General features: G+C 31.8%; 23 protein-coding genes. All 23 read right to left on the minus strand.

The window, feature by feature from the left end:
- Positions 1-51: 51 nt before the first annotated feature.
- Positions 52-282 carry a hypothetical protein gene (locus DIC82_14905; protein ID AWK52207.1) on the minus strand — a complete coding sequence of 77 codons (231 nt, stop codon included), beginning with the start codon at positions 280-282 and terminating at the stop codon, positions 52-54.
- Entirely contained in the window at positions 257-2,329 is a 2,073-nt protein-coding gene (locus DIC82_14910; GenBank protein ID AWK52208.1) for a hypothetical protein, read from the minus strand. Before DIC82_14910 ends, DIC82_14905 begins: the two co-directional genes overlap by 26 nt.
- 165 nt (positions 2,330-2,494) lie before the next feature.
- Positions 2,495-2,812: a hypothetical protein gene (locus DIC82_14915; GenBank protein AWK53103.1), complete on the minus strand. Its 318-nt coding sequence runs from the start codon at positions 2,810-2,812 to the stop codon at positions 2,495-2,497.
- Between the two features lie 103 nt (positions 2,813-2,915).
- Entirely contained in the window at positions 2,916-3,428 is a 513-nt protein-coding gene (locus tag DIC82_14920; GenBank protein AWK52209.1) for a phage tail protein, read from the minus strand.
- Positions 3,428-4,852, minus strand: coding sequence for a hypothetical protein (locus DIC82_14925; GenBank protein ID AWK52210.1), 1,425 nt, complete (start codon positions 4,850-4,852; stop codon positions 3,428-3,430). Before DIC82_14925 ends, DIC82_14920 begins: the two co-directional genes overlap by 1 nt.
- A 15-nt stretch (positions 4,853-4,867) precedes the next feature.
- Positions 4,868-5,392: a hypothetical protein gene (locus tag DIC82_14930; GenBank protein ID AWK52211.1), complete on the minus strand. Its 525-nt coding sequence runs from the start codon at positions 5,390-5,392 to the stop codon at positions 4,868-4,870.
- Position 5,393: 1 nt separating this feature from the next.
- Complete coding sequence (locus DIC82_14935; GenBank protein AWK52212.1) at positions 5,394-6,017, minus strand: hypothetical protein; 624 nt, start codon at positions 6,015-6,017, stop codon at positions 5,394-5,396.
- A 1-nt stretch (position 6,018) separates the two neighbouring features.
- Positions 6,019-6,330, minus strand: coding sequence for a hypothetical protein (locus DIC82_14940; GenBank protein ID AWK52213.1), 312 nt, complete (start codon positions 6,328-6,330; stop codon positions 6,019-6,021).
- Positions 6,320-6,598 carry a hypothetical protein gene (locus tag DIC82_14945; GenBank protein AWK52214.1) on the minus strand — a complete coding sequence of 93 codons (279 nt, stop codon included), beginning with the start codon at positions 6,596-6,598 and terminating at the stop codon, positions 6,320-6,322. Before DIC82_14945 ends, DIC82_14940 begins: the two co-directional genes overlap by 11 nt.
- A complete protein-coding gene (locus DIC82_14950; protein AWK52215.1) occupies positions 6,574-7,596 on the minus strand; it encodes a major capsid protein in 1,023 nt (340 codons plus the stop codon). Before DIC82_14950 ends, DIC82_14945 begins: the two co-directional genes overlap by 25 nt.
- A 15-nt stretch (positions 7,597-7,611) precedes the next feature.
- Positions 7,612-7,974 carry a head decoration protein gene (locus DIC82_14955; protein AWK52216.1) on the minus strand — a complete coding sequence of 121 codons (363 nt, stop codon included), beginning with the start codon at positions 7,972-7,974 and terminating at the stop codon, positions 7,612-7,614.
- Complete coding sequence (locus tag DIC82_14960; protein ID AWK52217.1) at positions 7,974-9,050, minus strand: hypothetical protein; 1,077 nt, start codon at positions 9,048-9,050, stop codon at positions 7,974-7,976. The genes DIC82_14955 and DIC82_14960 overlap by 1 nt, the downstream gene beginning before the upstream one ends.
- Entirely contained in the window at positions 9,037-10,584 is a 1,548-nt protein-coding gene (locus DIC82_14965) for a phage portal protein (GenBank protein AWK52218.1), read from the minus strand. The genes DIC82_14960 and DIC82_14965 overlap by 14 nt, the downstream gene beginning before the upstream one ends.
- A gap of 27 nt (positions 10,585-10,611) precedes the next feature.
- Positions 10,612-10,848, minus strand: coding sequence for a hypothetical protein (locus tag DIC82_14970; protein AWK52219.1), 237 nt, complete (start codon positions 10,846-10,848; stop codon positions 10,612-10,614).
- A gap of 10 nt (positions 10,849-10,858) precedes the next feature.
- On the minus strand, positions 10,859-12,682 hold the full coding sequence (locus tag DIC82_14975) for a terminase (GenBank protein AWK52220.1): 1,824 nt from the start codon (positions 12,680-12,682) through the stop codon (positions 10,859-10,861).
- Positions 12,657-13,253 carry a hypothetical protein gene (locus tag DIC82_14980; GenBank protein ID AWK52221.1) on the minus strand — a complete coding sequence of 199 codons (597 nt, stop codon included), beginning with the start codon at positions 13,251-13,253 and terminating at the stop codon, positions 12,657-12,659. Before DIC82_14980 ends, DIC82_14975 begins: the two co-directional genes overlap by 26 nt.
- Before the next feature lie 335 nt (positions 13,254-13,588).
- A complete protein-coding gene (locus tag DIC82_14985) occupies positions 13,589-13,951 on the minus strand; it encodes a hypothetical protein (protein AWK52222.1) in 363 nt (120 codons plus the stop codon).
- Positions 13,952-14,102: 151 nt separating this feature from the next.
- On the minus strand, positions 14,103-14,717 hold the full coding sequence (locus tag DIC82_14990; protein AWK52223.1) for a site-specific integrase: 615 nt from the start codon (positions 14,715-14,717) through the stop codon (positions 14,103-14,105).
- A complete protein-coding gene (locus tag DIC82_14995; protein AWK52224.1) occupies positions 14,714-14,941 on the minus strand; it encodes a hypothetical protein in 228 nt (75 codons plus the stop codon). The genes DIC82_14990 and DIC82_14995 overlap by 4 nt, the downstream gene beginning before the upstream one ends.
- Positions 14,942-15,137: 196 nt before the next feature.
- Positions 15,138-15,530: a nitroreductase gene (locus DIC82_15000; protein ID AWK52225.1), complete on the minus strand. Its 393-nt coding sequence runs from the start codon at positions 15,528-15,530 to the stop codon at positions 15,138-15,140.
- A 114-nt stretch (positions 15,531-15,644) separates the two neighbouring features.
- Complete coding sequence (locus DIC82_15005) at positions 15,645-15,845, minus strand: hypothetical protein (protein AWK52226.1); 201 nt, start codon at positions 15,843-15,845, stop codon at positions 15,645-15,647.
- A 38-nt stretch (positions 15,846-15,883) separates the two neighbouring features.
- On the minus strand, positions 15,884-16,114 hold the full coding sequence (locus DIC82_15010; GenBank protein AWK52227.1) for a hypothetical protein: 231 nt from the start codon (positions 16,112-16,114) through the stop codon (positions 15,884-15,886).
- Positions 16,115-16,145: 31 nt separating this feature from the next.
- On the minus strand, positions 16,146-16,355 hold the full coding sequence (locus DIC82_15015; protein AWK52228.1) for a hypothetical protein: 210 nt from the start codon (positions 16,353-16,355) through the stop codon (positions 16,146-16,148).
- Positions 16,356-16,521: the final 166 nt, after the last annotated feature.

The raw sequence follows: 16,521 nt of genomic DNA on the forward strand, positions 1-16,521 counted from the left end.
TACTTGAAGATTAATTTCAGTACCTTCATAGACAACTTTAATATTGACCACCTACCTTTTCCATGGTGGAAGTGTTGAAGTATTTTTAATATTTATTTCAGGTATCTTAATTTTTACTCCATACTCAAAAATCAAAGTGCTTATTAGATCTGGGTTAAGTTGCATAATGAATACGGAATATTTCTCTTCTCCATAAAAATCAAGAGCAATACTGTCAAAAGTATCACCCTCATTTGTTGTATATATTGAATATATTCTAGCCAAAAGCAACCCTCTCTTCATCATTTAATACTTCTCGAACCATGGCTTTAAATTCTTCAAAACTTTGTTTTAATTGGTTAATTGTTTCAACATCAACACTACCTGATATTTGAGGTGAAAAAATAAATGTTGGAGAACTATTACTTTTGTTGCCATCCCATCCAATAGTGGCTGCTGTTTTCTCCAGTAACGATATACTTCTTGGATTATTCCTTTTAAGTGGAATTGCAGCTTCTGGGCCTGCTTCACCGAAAATAGAAGGAACATTTGTAAAACCACCCTTTGCAAACATTGGAATAGTAGGGATATTAACTCCAAAATGTTTTCCTCCCATTCCTGGTATCCAATCGGGAACATCAATTTGAATATTGCTATTAATTGAACTTATTGCTGCATTTATTAGACCTATAACTGCGTTAAGTGGAGCTTTCATTACAGTTCCTATTCCGTTCATTAAACCTGAGAATATTTGAATTATTCCAGACCAAGCTAATGACCAATCTCCTGCAAATACTCCACTTACAAAATCAATAACTCCACTAAATACTAATTTAATAGAATTCCATATACCACCAATAATAAAGAAGAAACTATTTAATATTGCTCCTAATGCTCCAAAAGATGTAGTCCAATCAGTTTGCATAGCTGTAGTAAGCCATATACCAAAAGATTGTATCCCTGATTTTATACTTTGCCACATATAAATAAAGAAATTTCTAAAACCTTCACATTTATTCCAAAGCAATACGAATATTGCAATTAATGCTACTATACCTATGATAAATAAAGTTATAGGATTTGCACTCATTGCGGCATTTAATGCCCATTGTGCTGCTGTCTGTGCTCCTGTAGCTACTGTAGATGCCCCTTTTACTATTGCATCTTTTGCATAGAGTGCATTAAGATATAACGTCTCAAGTTTATCCTTTGCTTTAGCAATGCTTAAAGCAGTATATCCTGATTTAAGTATAAGTAATGACTTATGAACACTGCTAATAGCTTGAATTCCTGAACTTACTGTGCTTATAACTTTCCATCCTATAAAAGCTCTCCCAATAAATTGTGCTATCTGCATTATTTGTGGCCCATTCTCTTGGACATAATTAAAAAGACTTTGTATTTTAGGCCATACAAAATCAGCACCTTCAACAACATTCTGGACAAATCCTGTGAATTTATCTGCCATAATATCAAAAGTCCCATCTGCTTGCATCTGTGTTAATTTATCTGTAAATCCAGTGAGCTTTTCTTTTAATACATCAAAAGCTGACCCATCTATTATTTCACCTGTTTCACTTATACCAGCAATTCTAGAAAGTCCACTTTTAGCAATTCCAGATACAGTCGACATCAATCCACCATACGTTTTAGATTGAATATCCATAGCTCCTGAATATCTCTCCTTCATAAGTGAAAATAAAGTAGCATTAAAAGCTTTCTGATTTGTAATTTGTCCTTTATTATTAACAATTTCTATTCCCGCTAAATTTTTTGCACCTTGGGCCACTATCATATCTTTTGTTATACCAAATTCCTTTAGTCTTTCAAGCTCTCCAGTTTGAGCATCGGCAACAGCTTCTGTTGCTTGATCTATTGATTTTCCCATGGCAGCTGCCATATCCCCAGTTAGTGGTAATACCTTCTGAGCTTCAAGTCCATAACTTGTAAGCTTAACAGTTGCATCGACTATTTCTCCTGTTTCAAAAGGAGTTTTATTAGCATACTCATTCGCCCATGCAAAAGTTTGTGCTGCTTTAGTATTGTCTTTCATTACAATATTTAAAGTATTTCTATACTGCTCTAGGCTTGAAGCCTGATCTAACATAACTCCACCTATTTTAGTTCCTGCTGCTGCAATACCACCAGTAACAAGTGCTGCTTTTATTTTTGCCTGAGTATTGCTAAATTGTTGACCAGCATAACTAGAAACGGCTGCTGTCTTAGAATTTACTTGAGCAAGCGTTGCTGATGTCTTGCTTGCGTATTGAGAAACCGATGAAAATACCTTTTGTAGGCTTGGACTTAGTATTCCACCAATTGCAATGTTAGTTTGCATGGTTGTAGCCATAACATCACCTCTTTCCCTTATCAGACATTTTCTTGTATTCTTCATTTCTTCTATCTGATTCATCAGCTAAAGCTTCATAATACTCGAATAAATCTAGTAAAGGCATTTCATAACAATCTTTTCTTGAATTAGATGTTTCAAGTGTGATTTGTGCTACAATTTCTTTTAATTGTTTTCTTCTTGGTTTCCAGCCAAGCCTTGTATAAAAAAATCTCTTGCAACCGATGCTGCTTTGCTATAATCAGACATTGTAAATCTTTTTACATCTGCATAGTCAAGATCTGCTGCTTCTGCGAACATTCTGGCTCCTATTACTGGATCTAATTCATAAGAAGCAGAAACCATATAACCACTCTTAGTTGATGCTTTGAATACATTTTCTATATTCTCCCCACTTAATTTATCAAAATCGTATGGAATTTTTGTTTTCTCTTCCCCATCGATAAATACTGGTTTCTTTAAGATTAATATATTTTCCTCTATGCTTTCTTTAACTAAAACAGTTTTTTTATCATTCATTAATTTTCCTCCTAAAATTAAAAGACCAGAAAAAGTTTTCTGATCTTCTTGTATATTCTATATTTCTCTAAAGATTTGTCGTTACATTTGCTAATTGATTTATACCATTTATTGAATAGATTCCATTTAATTTATCAATATTCAATATTTCTTTGCCTGCCACAATTCTCTTGTATGCTGTAACTTCATATGAAACACTTCCATCCTGTGCTGAACCTGATTCAAGCTTTCCTTCATCAAACTTCTTAGTAATTACTTTCAAGAAAGCTTTATGAGCAATGGTACCTACTTTCCCAGTTGAAGGATCAAGTACATCAGTAACCCACCTATATTCTAATTCATTTGTAGAAATCAAAGTACCATATTGTTCATTGGTGACTCTAAGGCTTAATTCAGTTTCCATTGAACCAATTTGCCCCAAAGTAGGTACATCTATTTCTCCAATTATCCCTGAACCCTTTATCGTATCTGTTAGCATTTCAACAGAAGGCAATGTTACTGAAGTTGTATCTCCCATTTTTGTCGCTTTACCACTATCCCTAGTATAAACACTATAATCTATAACCTTATTTGATATCATTATTCATCACCCCCGTATATATTCTCAATACCTTTTGAAGTATACTGAACCATTTGAGTAATTGACTTAGCCAATGGGGTATTAGTTACTAATGTATTAAATGTAAAATCTCCTGATATAATATCTGATATTGGATTATTTGCTTGATCAAACCTGATTTCTCCAAAAAGCAATTTACCGCTACTAACATATGCATTCAATATCATCTGTTCTGAATTTATAAGAGCATCAACGTCATGCCTTGTCATTGGCGAATCGATTATATCTCCATTTCTTAATTGAAAATCATTTAAAAGATGCTTATTCATCATTATATTAATATCAAAGATTTCTTCTGGTTTATTTGTAATTCCATATTCATAGTTACCCATATGTGGCCCCCATAAAACATATCTGCCACCAGAATATATTGAAGTTGTAACTCCTTTTTCATTTAACTCATTAGCTCTGCTTTGACTAAGTTTTATTTTGTGTCCATTTGAAACTAAACCACTTATATCAATTGTTTTGTTTGATGAAGTTTCGAAAGGAATATTTTCATTTTTAACGTCAGTCTGTAATTTGGCTACAATAGCACAAATAGATAACCATATTTCTTTTCCTGCAACAATTCCTTTTGGCCAACAAGGTTTTTCATAATTGGAATTATAGTTATTTTCTTTCTTCCACACTAAGGCCTGTTCTAATGTAGTTGCTACATCAGAATCTATGTCATTAAAACATATTGCCTCCCACTTATCAGAAATCTTACTTGTTGAAGCAACTAATGCTTGCTCTACTTTCGGAATTTGACTATAACCTGGTGAAGCTATAAGAGACGGTACTAAATTTAATTCTTCATATACATCTGCTATGGCTCTTATACCTGTCCTTTCTTCTGTTCCACTATTATAACTACCAATTATATCAGTTTCAGTTGTCCCCTCTGGGAACATACTCTTATAACTTACTGTTACGCTTTCACCTAGATCATCTCCTCTTATTTTTAAATATCCTTCATCAGTATATTCAAGAGTATAATCATCACCCAACACTTTATCTTGAATTATCACGGAATCAATAACAATGTGTTCGTCAAGAACACCTTCTCCATTTATTATAATTACAGATTGATTTGTTTTAGCTGTTCCTTTTGAAGGATCTAATACATTTATAACTACTATCGGGCCTATTGCTTTGATTTTATTTTGAAAGTGAGCATAAACCACAGCAGACAATGAAAATTCATCGAAATCATCACTATCTTTATACCCAAGTTTTGTTTCAGCTTCTTGCAGGCTTCTTATGAGTTGTGGTTTATTAACAACTCTATCTCTTACTCTGTGTACTGGAGCAACACCAACATATACTGGAACATTTTTAGTGTTCGTTATAGTTTCTGTGCTAGAAATTAGCCCACCATAAATACCATGTTTGTATCCCATGTTTTTAACACCACCTTATAAAAAATTTAAATTATTTATATTAAAAGCTAATGGAGCTATGGACACATCGAAACTCAAGTCTGCACTCCAATAAGGATAACTTTGTTCTTTGTCCATGCTCCATTTTATAGGCTTATTAATATTAACTTTTTCTAAAATTATTGGATTTTGTGATAATTCCATCCTTATTTTAGTTATCACATTTAATAAATCTACATAACCTAAAACATTAGGAATTATCTTACCATCTTCTTTTATTTCTCCTGGATCATAGGTTATTATTTTAAGTCTTATCGATATATCTGCACTTTGATTATCATCAATGCTATCATCTAAGATAACAATTATAGCTGGCACATCATAACCATACTCTTCTAAATAATTTTTGGGTGGAACCCAACCTTTATAAACTGCTGGATTTACAAGCTCATACTCACCCTCAACTTGATTATTTTCAGGTGGTTTCTTTAATTTAAAATGCGCGGCTACATTGCTTTTAAAAAATTCAACAAGTATATTTAACACTTCTATGTCATTCATATTAACCTCCTGATTTATTGAGTTTAGATAACCTGTATTCTACTTCATGTTCAATTCTTTTTTGTAGCATACTTTGTGATTCCGTTAAAACTCTTTCGCTAATGTCATTGCTAGATATCATTTGAGGTACTGAAAGAGTTCTTAATACTTTTATTGGATATCTTGCAACGCCAACTCTTTGTGCAATCAAAAATATACCTGATGTTGTTGTCTTTTTTACTCCACGTTTTTTCTTTGGCCCTGACATAGATGCTACAAATGCTCCTGGATGTGTATTAACTGTTTTAGTTCCACCTTTTTTAACTTGAACTTTAACGCCCCCACCTCTTTTAGCAGCACTTTTTAGATTTCTTTCAAAATGTGCTAGAGTATATCTTCTACCTTCACTGCTTATATATGTCGTTAAGTTTTGCGTAGTTGCTCTTTTCATTGTCAATGTTTGCTGTACTTCCCCTGACTTAATAGAGTACTTTTTAGTAACCTCTTTTTTTATTTTTGTATTAGCAAATGTAGCTGTTCTATTTAATGCAGCCACCGTAGCTTTAGGAATTTCTTTAGGAAATGCACTGAGTTTCTTAATTGTCTGCTTCAATCCCTTGTCATCAATTTTAATTCCTACACCCATATTAATTCCTTCCTGCCTGAAGAACTACTTCATATACTCCCGAATCAATTTTCACATCGAAAACTGTGTATAAAACTCCATCAAAGGTTTGGACAGCACCAGATACAGGCTTTTTTATAATATCCGTCACCTTCACATAGTAAAGAAGATCTGCTTGCAGAATTCCATCATATTCTTTTCTATTTCTCTGCTTCAAAACTTCATTATCAATAATTATATTGAGTTTTTGATTGTTGATAATATGCGCTTCTCCAAATTCATCAGGATTAAAGAATATATTTAAATCAGCTCCTAGCTGCTCCTTAAAATTCATAGCAACTCTCCAGCTCTGCAAATTTATTTCTTTTATATTTATTGGCATAGACTTTTTTTAAATCTTGCTTACTTCTCTTAAACTTATCATCAATTTTTACAGCAACTTTTAAATTGATTAATCTTTCAGCTTCTTCCTTAGTAATGTTAGTTATGATGTCACCTCTTACATATTCAGCTTCATCATTAATTATTGTTTTTAAACATTTAATACTCATAATAAAAAAAGGCCCTAAAGCCTCTACTATAACACTGTAGCAACTACCCAACTATCAACATCTTCTGGTGTTGGTAATGGTCTTGCTGTAAGTCTTAATTCATCAATTTCATTCTTATCATCATTAGTATACTTTGGCACTCTGATTCCTTCATATGTTATCCATGAACCTTTTTCTTTTTGAGTTACTGCACCATAATAACGCTTACCACTCTTTGTTGCTCCAACAATAACTTTTCCATCTGGGATAAGTTGCATTTCTGTTTCCTCTTCATCATCTGCAATGTAATACTCTGTATACGAATATATTTCTAACCCTAAAGATGGTAATTTCCCTATAAAGGTAACACCAGCACCTTGATAGCTTGGTTCAATTGCACCAACATTTAACCTTTGAATATCAAGCAACTCTTTTACTTTGGTATTGCCAATAAAAGCATCTACCACATTATCTGACATTATGCAGATATCAGGTGTTTTACCTGTTGCCTTTATTATTTTTTGTCTCCAATCTTTTAAATCAACAAGTGGATCTGTTCCAGCAGCATTCCATTTCTTACCTGCTGAAAGTATAACTTCATTAGTAAATCCAAAATCAATGCTTTGAGTTGCACCTTCAACATCAATATCAATTACTTCTCCTAATAATACTTGAGCGCACATCCACTCTTCTCTTCTTGTTATAGCATCATCTAATTCTACTAAATCATTAGCAAGCATTACTATTGCTCTCTCTTCTGGTGTCTTTGTACTATACACGCTTTCTCCTGGTGTTCTTTTTTTAATATCATCTGCTGTAATTACTCTTATTGGTGCAATCTTTGGTGTTGTGATCACAGATGTTTTGAACCCTTCTCTTTTCATTACCTTTCCACCTATTCTAGGTGCCACAAAAGGTGCAAGTTTTCTTTTCCCTTTCTTAATATCAACTTCTGCTTTCTCTGTTAAAAGAGTTTCTATATTAGGGAAAAATGTATCCCTCAAAAATGTAAATACTGGCTTCTTTTGTTCAATTGCTTGTAGCATGGTTTTAGTTTCATATATACTCATTTATAATTCCTCCTCTTATTTTAAATAAATTCCTACGTTTCTTAGTGAATGTTTATGTGTTGCTGCTGTATCTGAACCACCAAATATTAATGCATCTGAATTGAAGCATCCACTTACATATACTGTAGTCTCTAGATCTGCATCTTCTGGAACTTCTACATCATCGGTCAAAATAGCACATGCTGTTTGTGTTCCATCATCATTTTCTGAATTTACAATTTTAGCTATTCCATTGGTTGTTTCCACACCTAAAACCGTTCCCCTCGTTAATACTCCTTGCCCTTTTAAAAGCGTTATACCTTCTGTAATAACAGGAAATTGATTGCTTGCAAAAAGGTTATCTTGAATAAATTCTCCTTCATTTTTGTATAAATCCATTACTTAGTCCCTCCATTCATATGTTTTGCCATAAAATCAGCAGCTTCTTTATCTTTTATTTCTTGCGTTTTATTATCTTGTGGTGTTGCTACATTGTCTACTTCTAATAAATTGGCATTTTCAGCATCCTTCTTAACTTGATTAAAATAATCAGTTCCCTTTGTTTTTTGAGCCTTGATAATTTCAACTGCAACAGCTTCTGCTGTAATTCCAGTTTCAAATTTAGCTTTATCAATTATTTCTTCATTACCTGGAATAGCTAAGTCCTCTATGCTTTTAATCCTTGCCCTTTCAGAATTAGTTGCTTCTAATACAACTTGATCATAGATGTCTTTGTGTTCATTTTTTAATGTATTTAAGTCCATTATTTTGCCCTCCTCTTCATTTTCTTTATTATCAATTACTGAATTAACAGTATTTTGAACTTTATTATTGATTATATTTTCTTTAAATGCTTCAACACTTCCACATTTTTTTAATTCTTCAATAGCTTTAACACTAGGTGTAACCAAGCTATTATAAAAATTTGGTGTTGAATTATTAGATTGTTGTGCATTTTCAAACATTATTTCATCAATTAATCCTAAAGCTTTAGCTTCTTGAGCTGTAAGCCATGTTTCATTATCCATAATGTTTTTAAGATCTTCATCAGACATTCCAGTTTTTAATTGGTATGCATTAGCAATAGACTTATTTACAGATTGTAAAATCTCACTTGCCTTATTCATATCTCTATAATCACCTTGAGCTCCCATTGATGCATTATGTACCATCATTTGTGCTGTTGGTGACATTAAACATTTTGCTGCCATAGCTACAACTGATGCAGCACTTGCAGCCATACCAACTATATTTATAGTTAAGTTCCCTGAATAAGATTTTAAGCTTGTATATATCTCACTTCCAACATATACTGAACCGCCATTGGAATTGATGTTAACTTGTACGTCTTCACCATTAGCATCAAGTAATTGTTTGTTAACATCATTTGATGTCGTATATGGATATTCAAGCCAATCATAAATCCATTTATCTTCTTGAGATATTATTGTTCCTTTTACCTCAACTGTTTTCATTTATAACTTTTACCTCCTTCTGATTTAAAGCTAATAATTCTTGCCTCATCTTTTCTTCTTTAATTCTTTGCCTATTATTTTTAACAAAGTCCCCACCTGTAAGCTCTATAGTTTCTTTCGCTCGTGTTGAGAAGCAATTTTCTACACGAATTACTGCTGCATTAGCTTCTTTAACGGGATCTAATTGTCCTTGAGATGGGCCACTCCACTCAGCATTACAATAAGCCTTTTTAATAATTGGACTATCAAAAAAGCCAGGAGCATAAATTCTGCCCTTGGCTACGGCCTCTGAAAGCCATTCTTCATATATAGGTTGACAAAAATCATTTGAAAGCCATATTCTTCTCATTCTAAACATCTTCCAAGCTTCAAGTAATGCTGCTCTACTAGCTGAATATGAAGCATTAAATTGTTTTAATAATAAATCATGTGGTATTTCAAGAGCTGCTCCAATCTGTTTACATACTGAAGCAATAAAACCATCAAATGCAGTGTTTGGTCTTCCTGGATTCGTTTCTTTAGCAGTTTCTCCTTCTCCAAGTGCTACAATTGCACCATTACCTAATTCATAGCTATTTTCATCACCTCCATCTACTTCTTCATCGCCTGGTATCATTGAACCAAGTGGAGCTTCTTCGCTATTAGATTTACTTTCAATAAAAACTGTAAACATTCCTGATATAACTGCTGCCATTAATTCTGCTTCTGTATATCTCCCTAATTGTTTTAAAGATTCAATAACAGGTGCAAGTATTGGAACACCTCTTCGTTGCCCTATACGTTCACTTTCCATTATATGAATTACATTTCTTCTACCTGTTTTTTCTCCAAAAGCTTCAACCCTAGTCCATGTACTATTGCTCCTATACGTAGATAATGGATGAAAATTTGCTATATGATATGCTGTTACCTCTCCATTATCATTACATTCAACGCCTGCACTTATGTTTTGATATCCCTTTTTATAATAAGGATCACAAACTCTATCCGCTTCTATTAATTGAATTCTTAAATCGTAGGGCATTCCAATTCTTTGAGTATATGGAAGTAAAGCAAAGGCATCTCCACACATCAAACTACTCAAGAACACAAGTTGTTGTAACTCATAAAAATTATTTAGTCTTGCTAAATCACAATTAACACTATCCGCCCATAAAGAAAATTCTCTTTCTATGATAGTTTCTAGTTTTTCTGCCGCATCATCACTTAAACCTAATAATTCATAATCTAGTTGTGATTTTAATCTAAGTCCACCTCCAACTACATTAGTTCTTAATGTTTTTATAGCACTTGTTGCAATAGGCGTTCCCATGTATAAATCTCTTGATCGTTCCCTTAATACCTGAATGTTATCTTCTATATCCTCTTTAGGACTTCCCCCTCCAAACATCCAACCTAATAAACTCTTTTTGGTTCTACTAGCTCCATGATGCGAGTAACCGCTATTCATTATTGATAATTTTTGCCTAGCAACCTGTCTTTTTAATGCTACATTTGGTGAGATCACTCCTATTGCCTTATCTATTACATTCAATTCCATCACCTACCTTTAGTTATTATTCTATAAGTCCCTAGGAACTACCCTCATTACCCTATTTCTACCTTTGCGTTTAAGTATATTTTTAGTTTTTGCAAGTTCATTACTCCAATACTTTACTTGCTCCCTTATTTGATATAAATTCGCTCTATCTAATGATTTACTTCCAATTGAATAACTTTGTCCATTTGTTACTGCAAGTTCAGCTTCTAGCCATGCATCTAAGTGTTTTTGTGCTGTTTCAAGTGTAAATGCCATAATTTTCTCCTTCCTATAGTCCTTTTGATACTATTCGCTTTTTCTTTTTAGCTACTTTTTTAACTTGGGCAAAAACATTTCCATTGATATTCCTAGCTGCCATTGTATCTAAATCAGGATTTAATATTTCAACTGCAGCATTTGCATAATTTCTTAAATCCATAGGTTCATTTCTTATACTGCTGCTCTTCTTTACCCATTCAAAGGTTGCTACACCTTTTTTATATCTGAGAACCCTTTTTTCTGATGTTAACCCATTAAAATAATTTTCATCATATCCTCGATCTGCCTCTTTAGGAAAATGACAATAACCTGGCCCATCTTCTTTAATTTTCAATCTTGATAATATTGTCTCTTTTCCATTATCAACACCTAAAGAAAATAAGGCAGCTCTTTCTCTATTATTTCTAGTGGGTTTACTTATAAATGGTTTTCCATATCCACCTACTCCTTTAATGGCAAAGACTCTTCTATGTTCTCTTTCTTTGCAAAACTTATAAACCTCAGTTGTATAATGACCTCCACTATCTATACATACACAAGATAATACAAGTCCATCACCTTCTTCAAACCAAAAAGTTTTAAGTAAATATTCATCAAGTTGCTGCCAAATTATTTTTTGTCCTAGATCTCCATAAAAGACTTTATATTGAATTCCCCAACTTTCTTTTCCTACTCCCCACCCAACAACTTCAACTTCAAGTCTATCGTCTTGAACATCCACTCCAGCAGTGAGTAATATAACTTTTCTTGGAACATCATTAATATAAAACTCTCTTCTTGATACTAAATCGTCATTATCAGCCCCCTCACCTTCATCTGCTTCCCACACTTCACCTAGAGTTGTATTAACCCAAGTTTTTAAAGTTTCAGGGCCATTTTTCTTTGCTAATTTAAATTCTTCTATAATATTTTCCCAACGTTCCCAAGGTGAAGCCAATGCATTAAGATGAAATCCTCTCTTTTTAATCCTTTCAGGATATTTAGCAATCCACTTTCCACTTCCAGCTTTCCATTCAAATTCATTACATCTATCTCCACAGACTTTACATTCATGAGTTATATCTTCAAAATGAATTTGAGACCATTTTAAAGGTTGAAGTCTACCACAAACTGGGCAAGGCAAGCACCATTCCTCCTTTGAACTATCATCAAATTCCTTTTCAATTCTTGAAATCCCCTTTTCAGTTGGTGTTGAAACCCAAAATTTCTTTTTATTCCAGAACGTTTTTGTTCTTTTTTCTGCCAAAGATAAAGGATCACCTTCAATACCTGCACTCTTTGGAAATCTATCAACTTCATCAGCTAATAAAATCCTAATAGGTCTTGAAGATAATCCTGTTGGTGAATTTGCTCCTGTTAATGCAATATATCCTCCTGGAAATCCTTTTTCTAATAAAGTATTATCAGAATCTCTAGATTTTGCATCTTTAACTTTCCCTCTTAATACTGGAGTATCTCGAATCATCGGAGCTAGTCTTTTTTTGGAATAAGATTGTGCTAAATCTAAAGTTGGCATTAATAACATTATTGGTGAAGGGTCGTAATCAATAAAATAACCAATTATATTATTAATTAATTCTGTTTTTCCAACTTGAGCTGAAGACATAACAACTATAATTTCAGTTTCTTTATTTGAAAGTGAATCCATTATTTCACGCTGATACTCTGCTCTTGATGTTCTCCATTGTCCTGGTTCAGCAGAACTTTCTGCAGATAGTTTTCTATAGCTATCTGCCCATTTAGATACAGTTAAAAGTGGTGGTGGTGCTAATATTGAAACTAAATTCTTAAATAAATCTATTGTTTTCTTATGAATCTGTTGTTTCTTCTTCATTTATTTCTAAATCCTCATCATTAATTTCATCCTCGACAACATCAACATACTTTTCACTATAGAAATCACTAGGGTTGTACCTACTTAATTCATTAAGCACATCCAATACCTCAATCTGCAAAATTTCTTGTATATCAGCAATAGTATCTATACCCATAAGTCTTGGAGCTGTTCTTGAAGGTAAAGCTAAAATTTTTGCTCTGAAATTTGATAGCATGTCATTCATTACTCTTTCAACATCTTCACTAAAATGCATTGTGCCTCTCATTGCTGCAAGTTCTAGTTCAATCTTTTCTCTTTTTCGTCTTTCTAGTAAAGCATGTTCTTCATCATAATCTATTTTGCCTTCTTCTGTTTTGTTTTCCTTAAGATCTGCTGAAGCTTTTATAAAAGTAATATAACTTTTTATATTATCTTGTAATGAATATTTACCTCTGGCAATTTTTTTTATAATACCCTCATTTTCAAGTTGTCTTATTCTTCTTGTTGTTAATCCAAATAGGTTTGATAAAACAGTACTTGATACTGTTACCTGATCAACTGAATCAATCTTTTTACCTTCATCACTCAAAGCAGCACCTCCTTTCTTTAATGTGGTAACGGAAACACCTTTAAAAATTTTTTTATAACTAGATCTACTTTGGGCTTCGCCAGACCCTCAGGTCTAAATAAACCCCTGGGAGTACCTTTTGATTTTCTATAGATAAATAAATAATAAAAATTAAATATTTATTTATCTTTATTGTCTGAGTCTTTAGTTACTATAAACATATCACATTGCTCCGACTTTTCTTGCTTACAATAGTTGATTGATATACTATCTATATTACTTGTGTCCTTCATTACTTCTCTTAGTGCTTCAATAATATCCATGTGATCTCGTCCTTCTATCATAGCAATAGTCCATCATATCTTAATATTTATTTTACTAAATGTTTTATCTAATTCTTTCATCAATGATACACATTCTCTAAGCTCTGGATTAACTTCAGCTTTACTCTTTAATATCTGAGTAATATCATTTGTTAAATACTTTCTCTCTCCAACATAAGTATTAGTTGGTATCTTAAGTCCAAGACTATTAATATAATCAGCAACTCTTCTAACATCACTTAACTCGATATATTTTTTAAATACTATAGAGTTAATATCATCAGTTTCTTCTAAAGTATTTGTTTGTGACAACATTACAAATCTATTTATTTTAGATTCTAATGAACACACTTTGTCTTTATATTTCTTAAGTCTATCATTGTAAATACTATCCAATATCTATTCCTCCTTTTGAGTATATAAATGTAATGTTTCAAGTAATTTAATCACATTTAAGAAAAACCTTTTCTTCTTATATATGCATTTATTTTTTTATTAAAAATGTAATGTATACAAAATTAAATTACATTTAAGAAATTAGAAGAATTTATTTCCGTTTTTTATGATTTAAATGCATGTCTGTATCTTTTCTTTTTTTATGTTTTGGAAGTAGTTTTAATCCCCCAACACACTCATCTGTTTTGTCCTGATCTAAACCAATATATCTAAAAGTAACAGATATATCTGAGTGTCCAAATAAATTCTTTAAAGTTACTATATCTCCATATTGCTGATAAAAAAAATATCCAAAGGTTTTCCTCAAAGTATGACATCCTATGTTATCTAATCCAAAAGTCTTTGCTGCTTTTTTCATATCATCCCATGCACCTTTTGGTGTTAATGGTTGATTTCTGCCTTTTTGAGATTTGATTAAATACTCATAATCATTTTTATCATAAATGTAATCATCTAATTCATACTTTAGATAATCGTTTATTAGTATCTTCGTTTTCTTATCAGTTTTTTCTGCTCTTAATTCAAGATATTTTACATTTCTAACATCTCTAACTCTTAGTTTTAAAATATCTCCAATTCTCAAGCCAGTATAAATACCAATGATAAACATAATGTATCTTCGTTCTCCAAGTTTACCTGAACTCCTAAAATATTCAGCAATATCCATTACAGTGTCCATACTTTTTATTGCTTCCATTTCATTCATTCATGTATCACCTGCCTTATTGCTCCATGTTCTCTTCTGTAAGATGGATGCTTCATACATTCTCTTAAATCATCAGTAGCTTTTTCTTCTTTTAACTTTTTACATCCACAATGAGAACATGATATATATTTACCAGTCTTTAATGTGGATGAAACTTCTTCTGTAATTAAAATAACTTCATTATGACATCTTTGGCATTTATAACTTATATAATATCCCTTCATGCTCTCACCTACTTTCATGTAAAATAAAAAGCACATACTAAACCGCATGTGCTTTAAAATTCAAATCTATATATAATTTTTGACTATACATAAATTTTATATTGTAATCTGAAATTTGTATATAAAATAATCCCTATTTAATCCCTATTTAGTCATAAAATACTCCCGAAATATTACTTGTTTTTTATATTTAACTCTAAAAATATCCAAATACCATACCAAATTTGCATAATGCATCTTTCTTTAAATCATAATATTTATTTTTATTTATATTCAACTCTTCAATTACTTCATCATTACTTATAACACCATCCATAAAATATGCACATTCAACTATTCTTTTGCTGCTTTGTGGGAGCTTATCAAGTACATAATTTATTTTATTTACTAGATTTCTTTTATATTCATCGCCTATTATTGCATCTCCTACTGGATCTGATATCTTATTATTTTGGCTTAAAACTCCATTAGGTATTGCAGCCGCACCAAGACCAGGTAGTTCTATAGAAATTTGATAATACGGATATTTTTTTAAATTATCTTCAATCTTATCTTTATATTGTTTAAATTCATTTTTATTAATTTCCATATGTTAATCACCTATCCTTTATGTTATAATTTGAATAGGTTGATTAGAGAACTAACGTTCCAGAGTGTATTTCTCTAATCTTGGTAAGGTGTTCATGACGAACACCTTTTTTATTTATTTTTCAATATCGAATTGAATTCCACATATTTTATCAGTAAAACCTTCTTCAATCCCTCCATATGTGAAAGTTAAACCTTTTTTCAATAATATTCTTCCTATCTCATTTGCTATTTGTATTGATTTATTTTTTGGTATGCCATCTATATCAATACTCATTTTAGAAGTACAGTCTTTAATTAGTTCTTTATGTGACATTTATATGTCTCCTTTATTTCGCCAGATTTTAGAATTGTTTATTGATTGTTGTTGCCACTTGCATTGAATGTTAATTTTAATGTGTACTCACATGCAAACTTAAATGATTGTTCTTCATTAAAACCTTGTTTTTTCATTTCATCATACATATTTTTATTTATTTGTACTATTGAAGAAAACATTTCCACTAAGTTTTGAGTTTCTCTTTTTAATTCTCCAATATTTATAGCATTTTGAACTTGATTTAATATATTATTTTTCTTTTCCATACTCTTTTTACTCCTTCATCAAATTTAAGTATTATTTGATTCCACTACCTATGCTTGGTGGTTTTATTCTTGTTATCACTTCACCTGATGATGTATCTGGTTGCCTAGTTCCTTGATATCCTTGTAGTTTTCTTGGTTTATTATTTTTATTCCACAAACTTTTAATCATTAAGAAACCAAGAAATTGAACAATTATGATTGTCCCACATATTATTAATGTTATTTGAATCCATTGACTCATACTTTTCCACTCCTTCGCCAGATTTTAGTATTACGTATTAATTATTGCTACAATCATAACTGCTGCTTTCTGTATTCTTTTCACAATTCTCACAATCATTGTTCCAACTACAATTTTCCATTTCATATTCATATATTTCATCAACCTTGCAGTTTTTCCATTTACA

The organism is Clostridium beijerinckii (genome assembly GCA_003129525.1).
Taxonomy (GTDB): domain Bacteria; phylum Bacillota; class Clostridia; order Clostridiales; family Clostridiaceae; genus Clostridium; species Clostridium beijerinckii_D.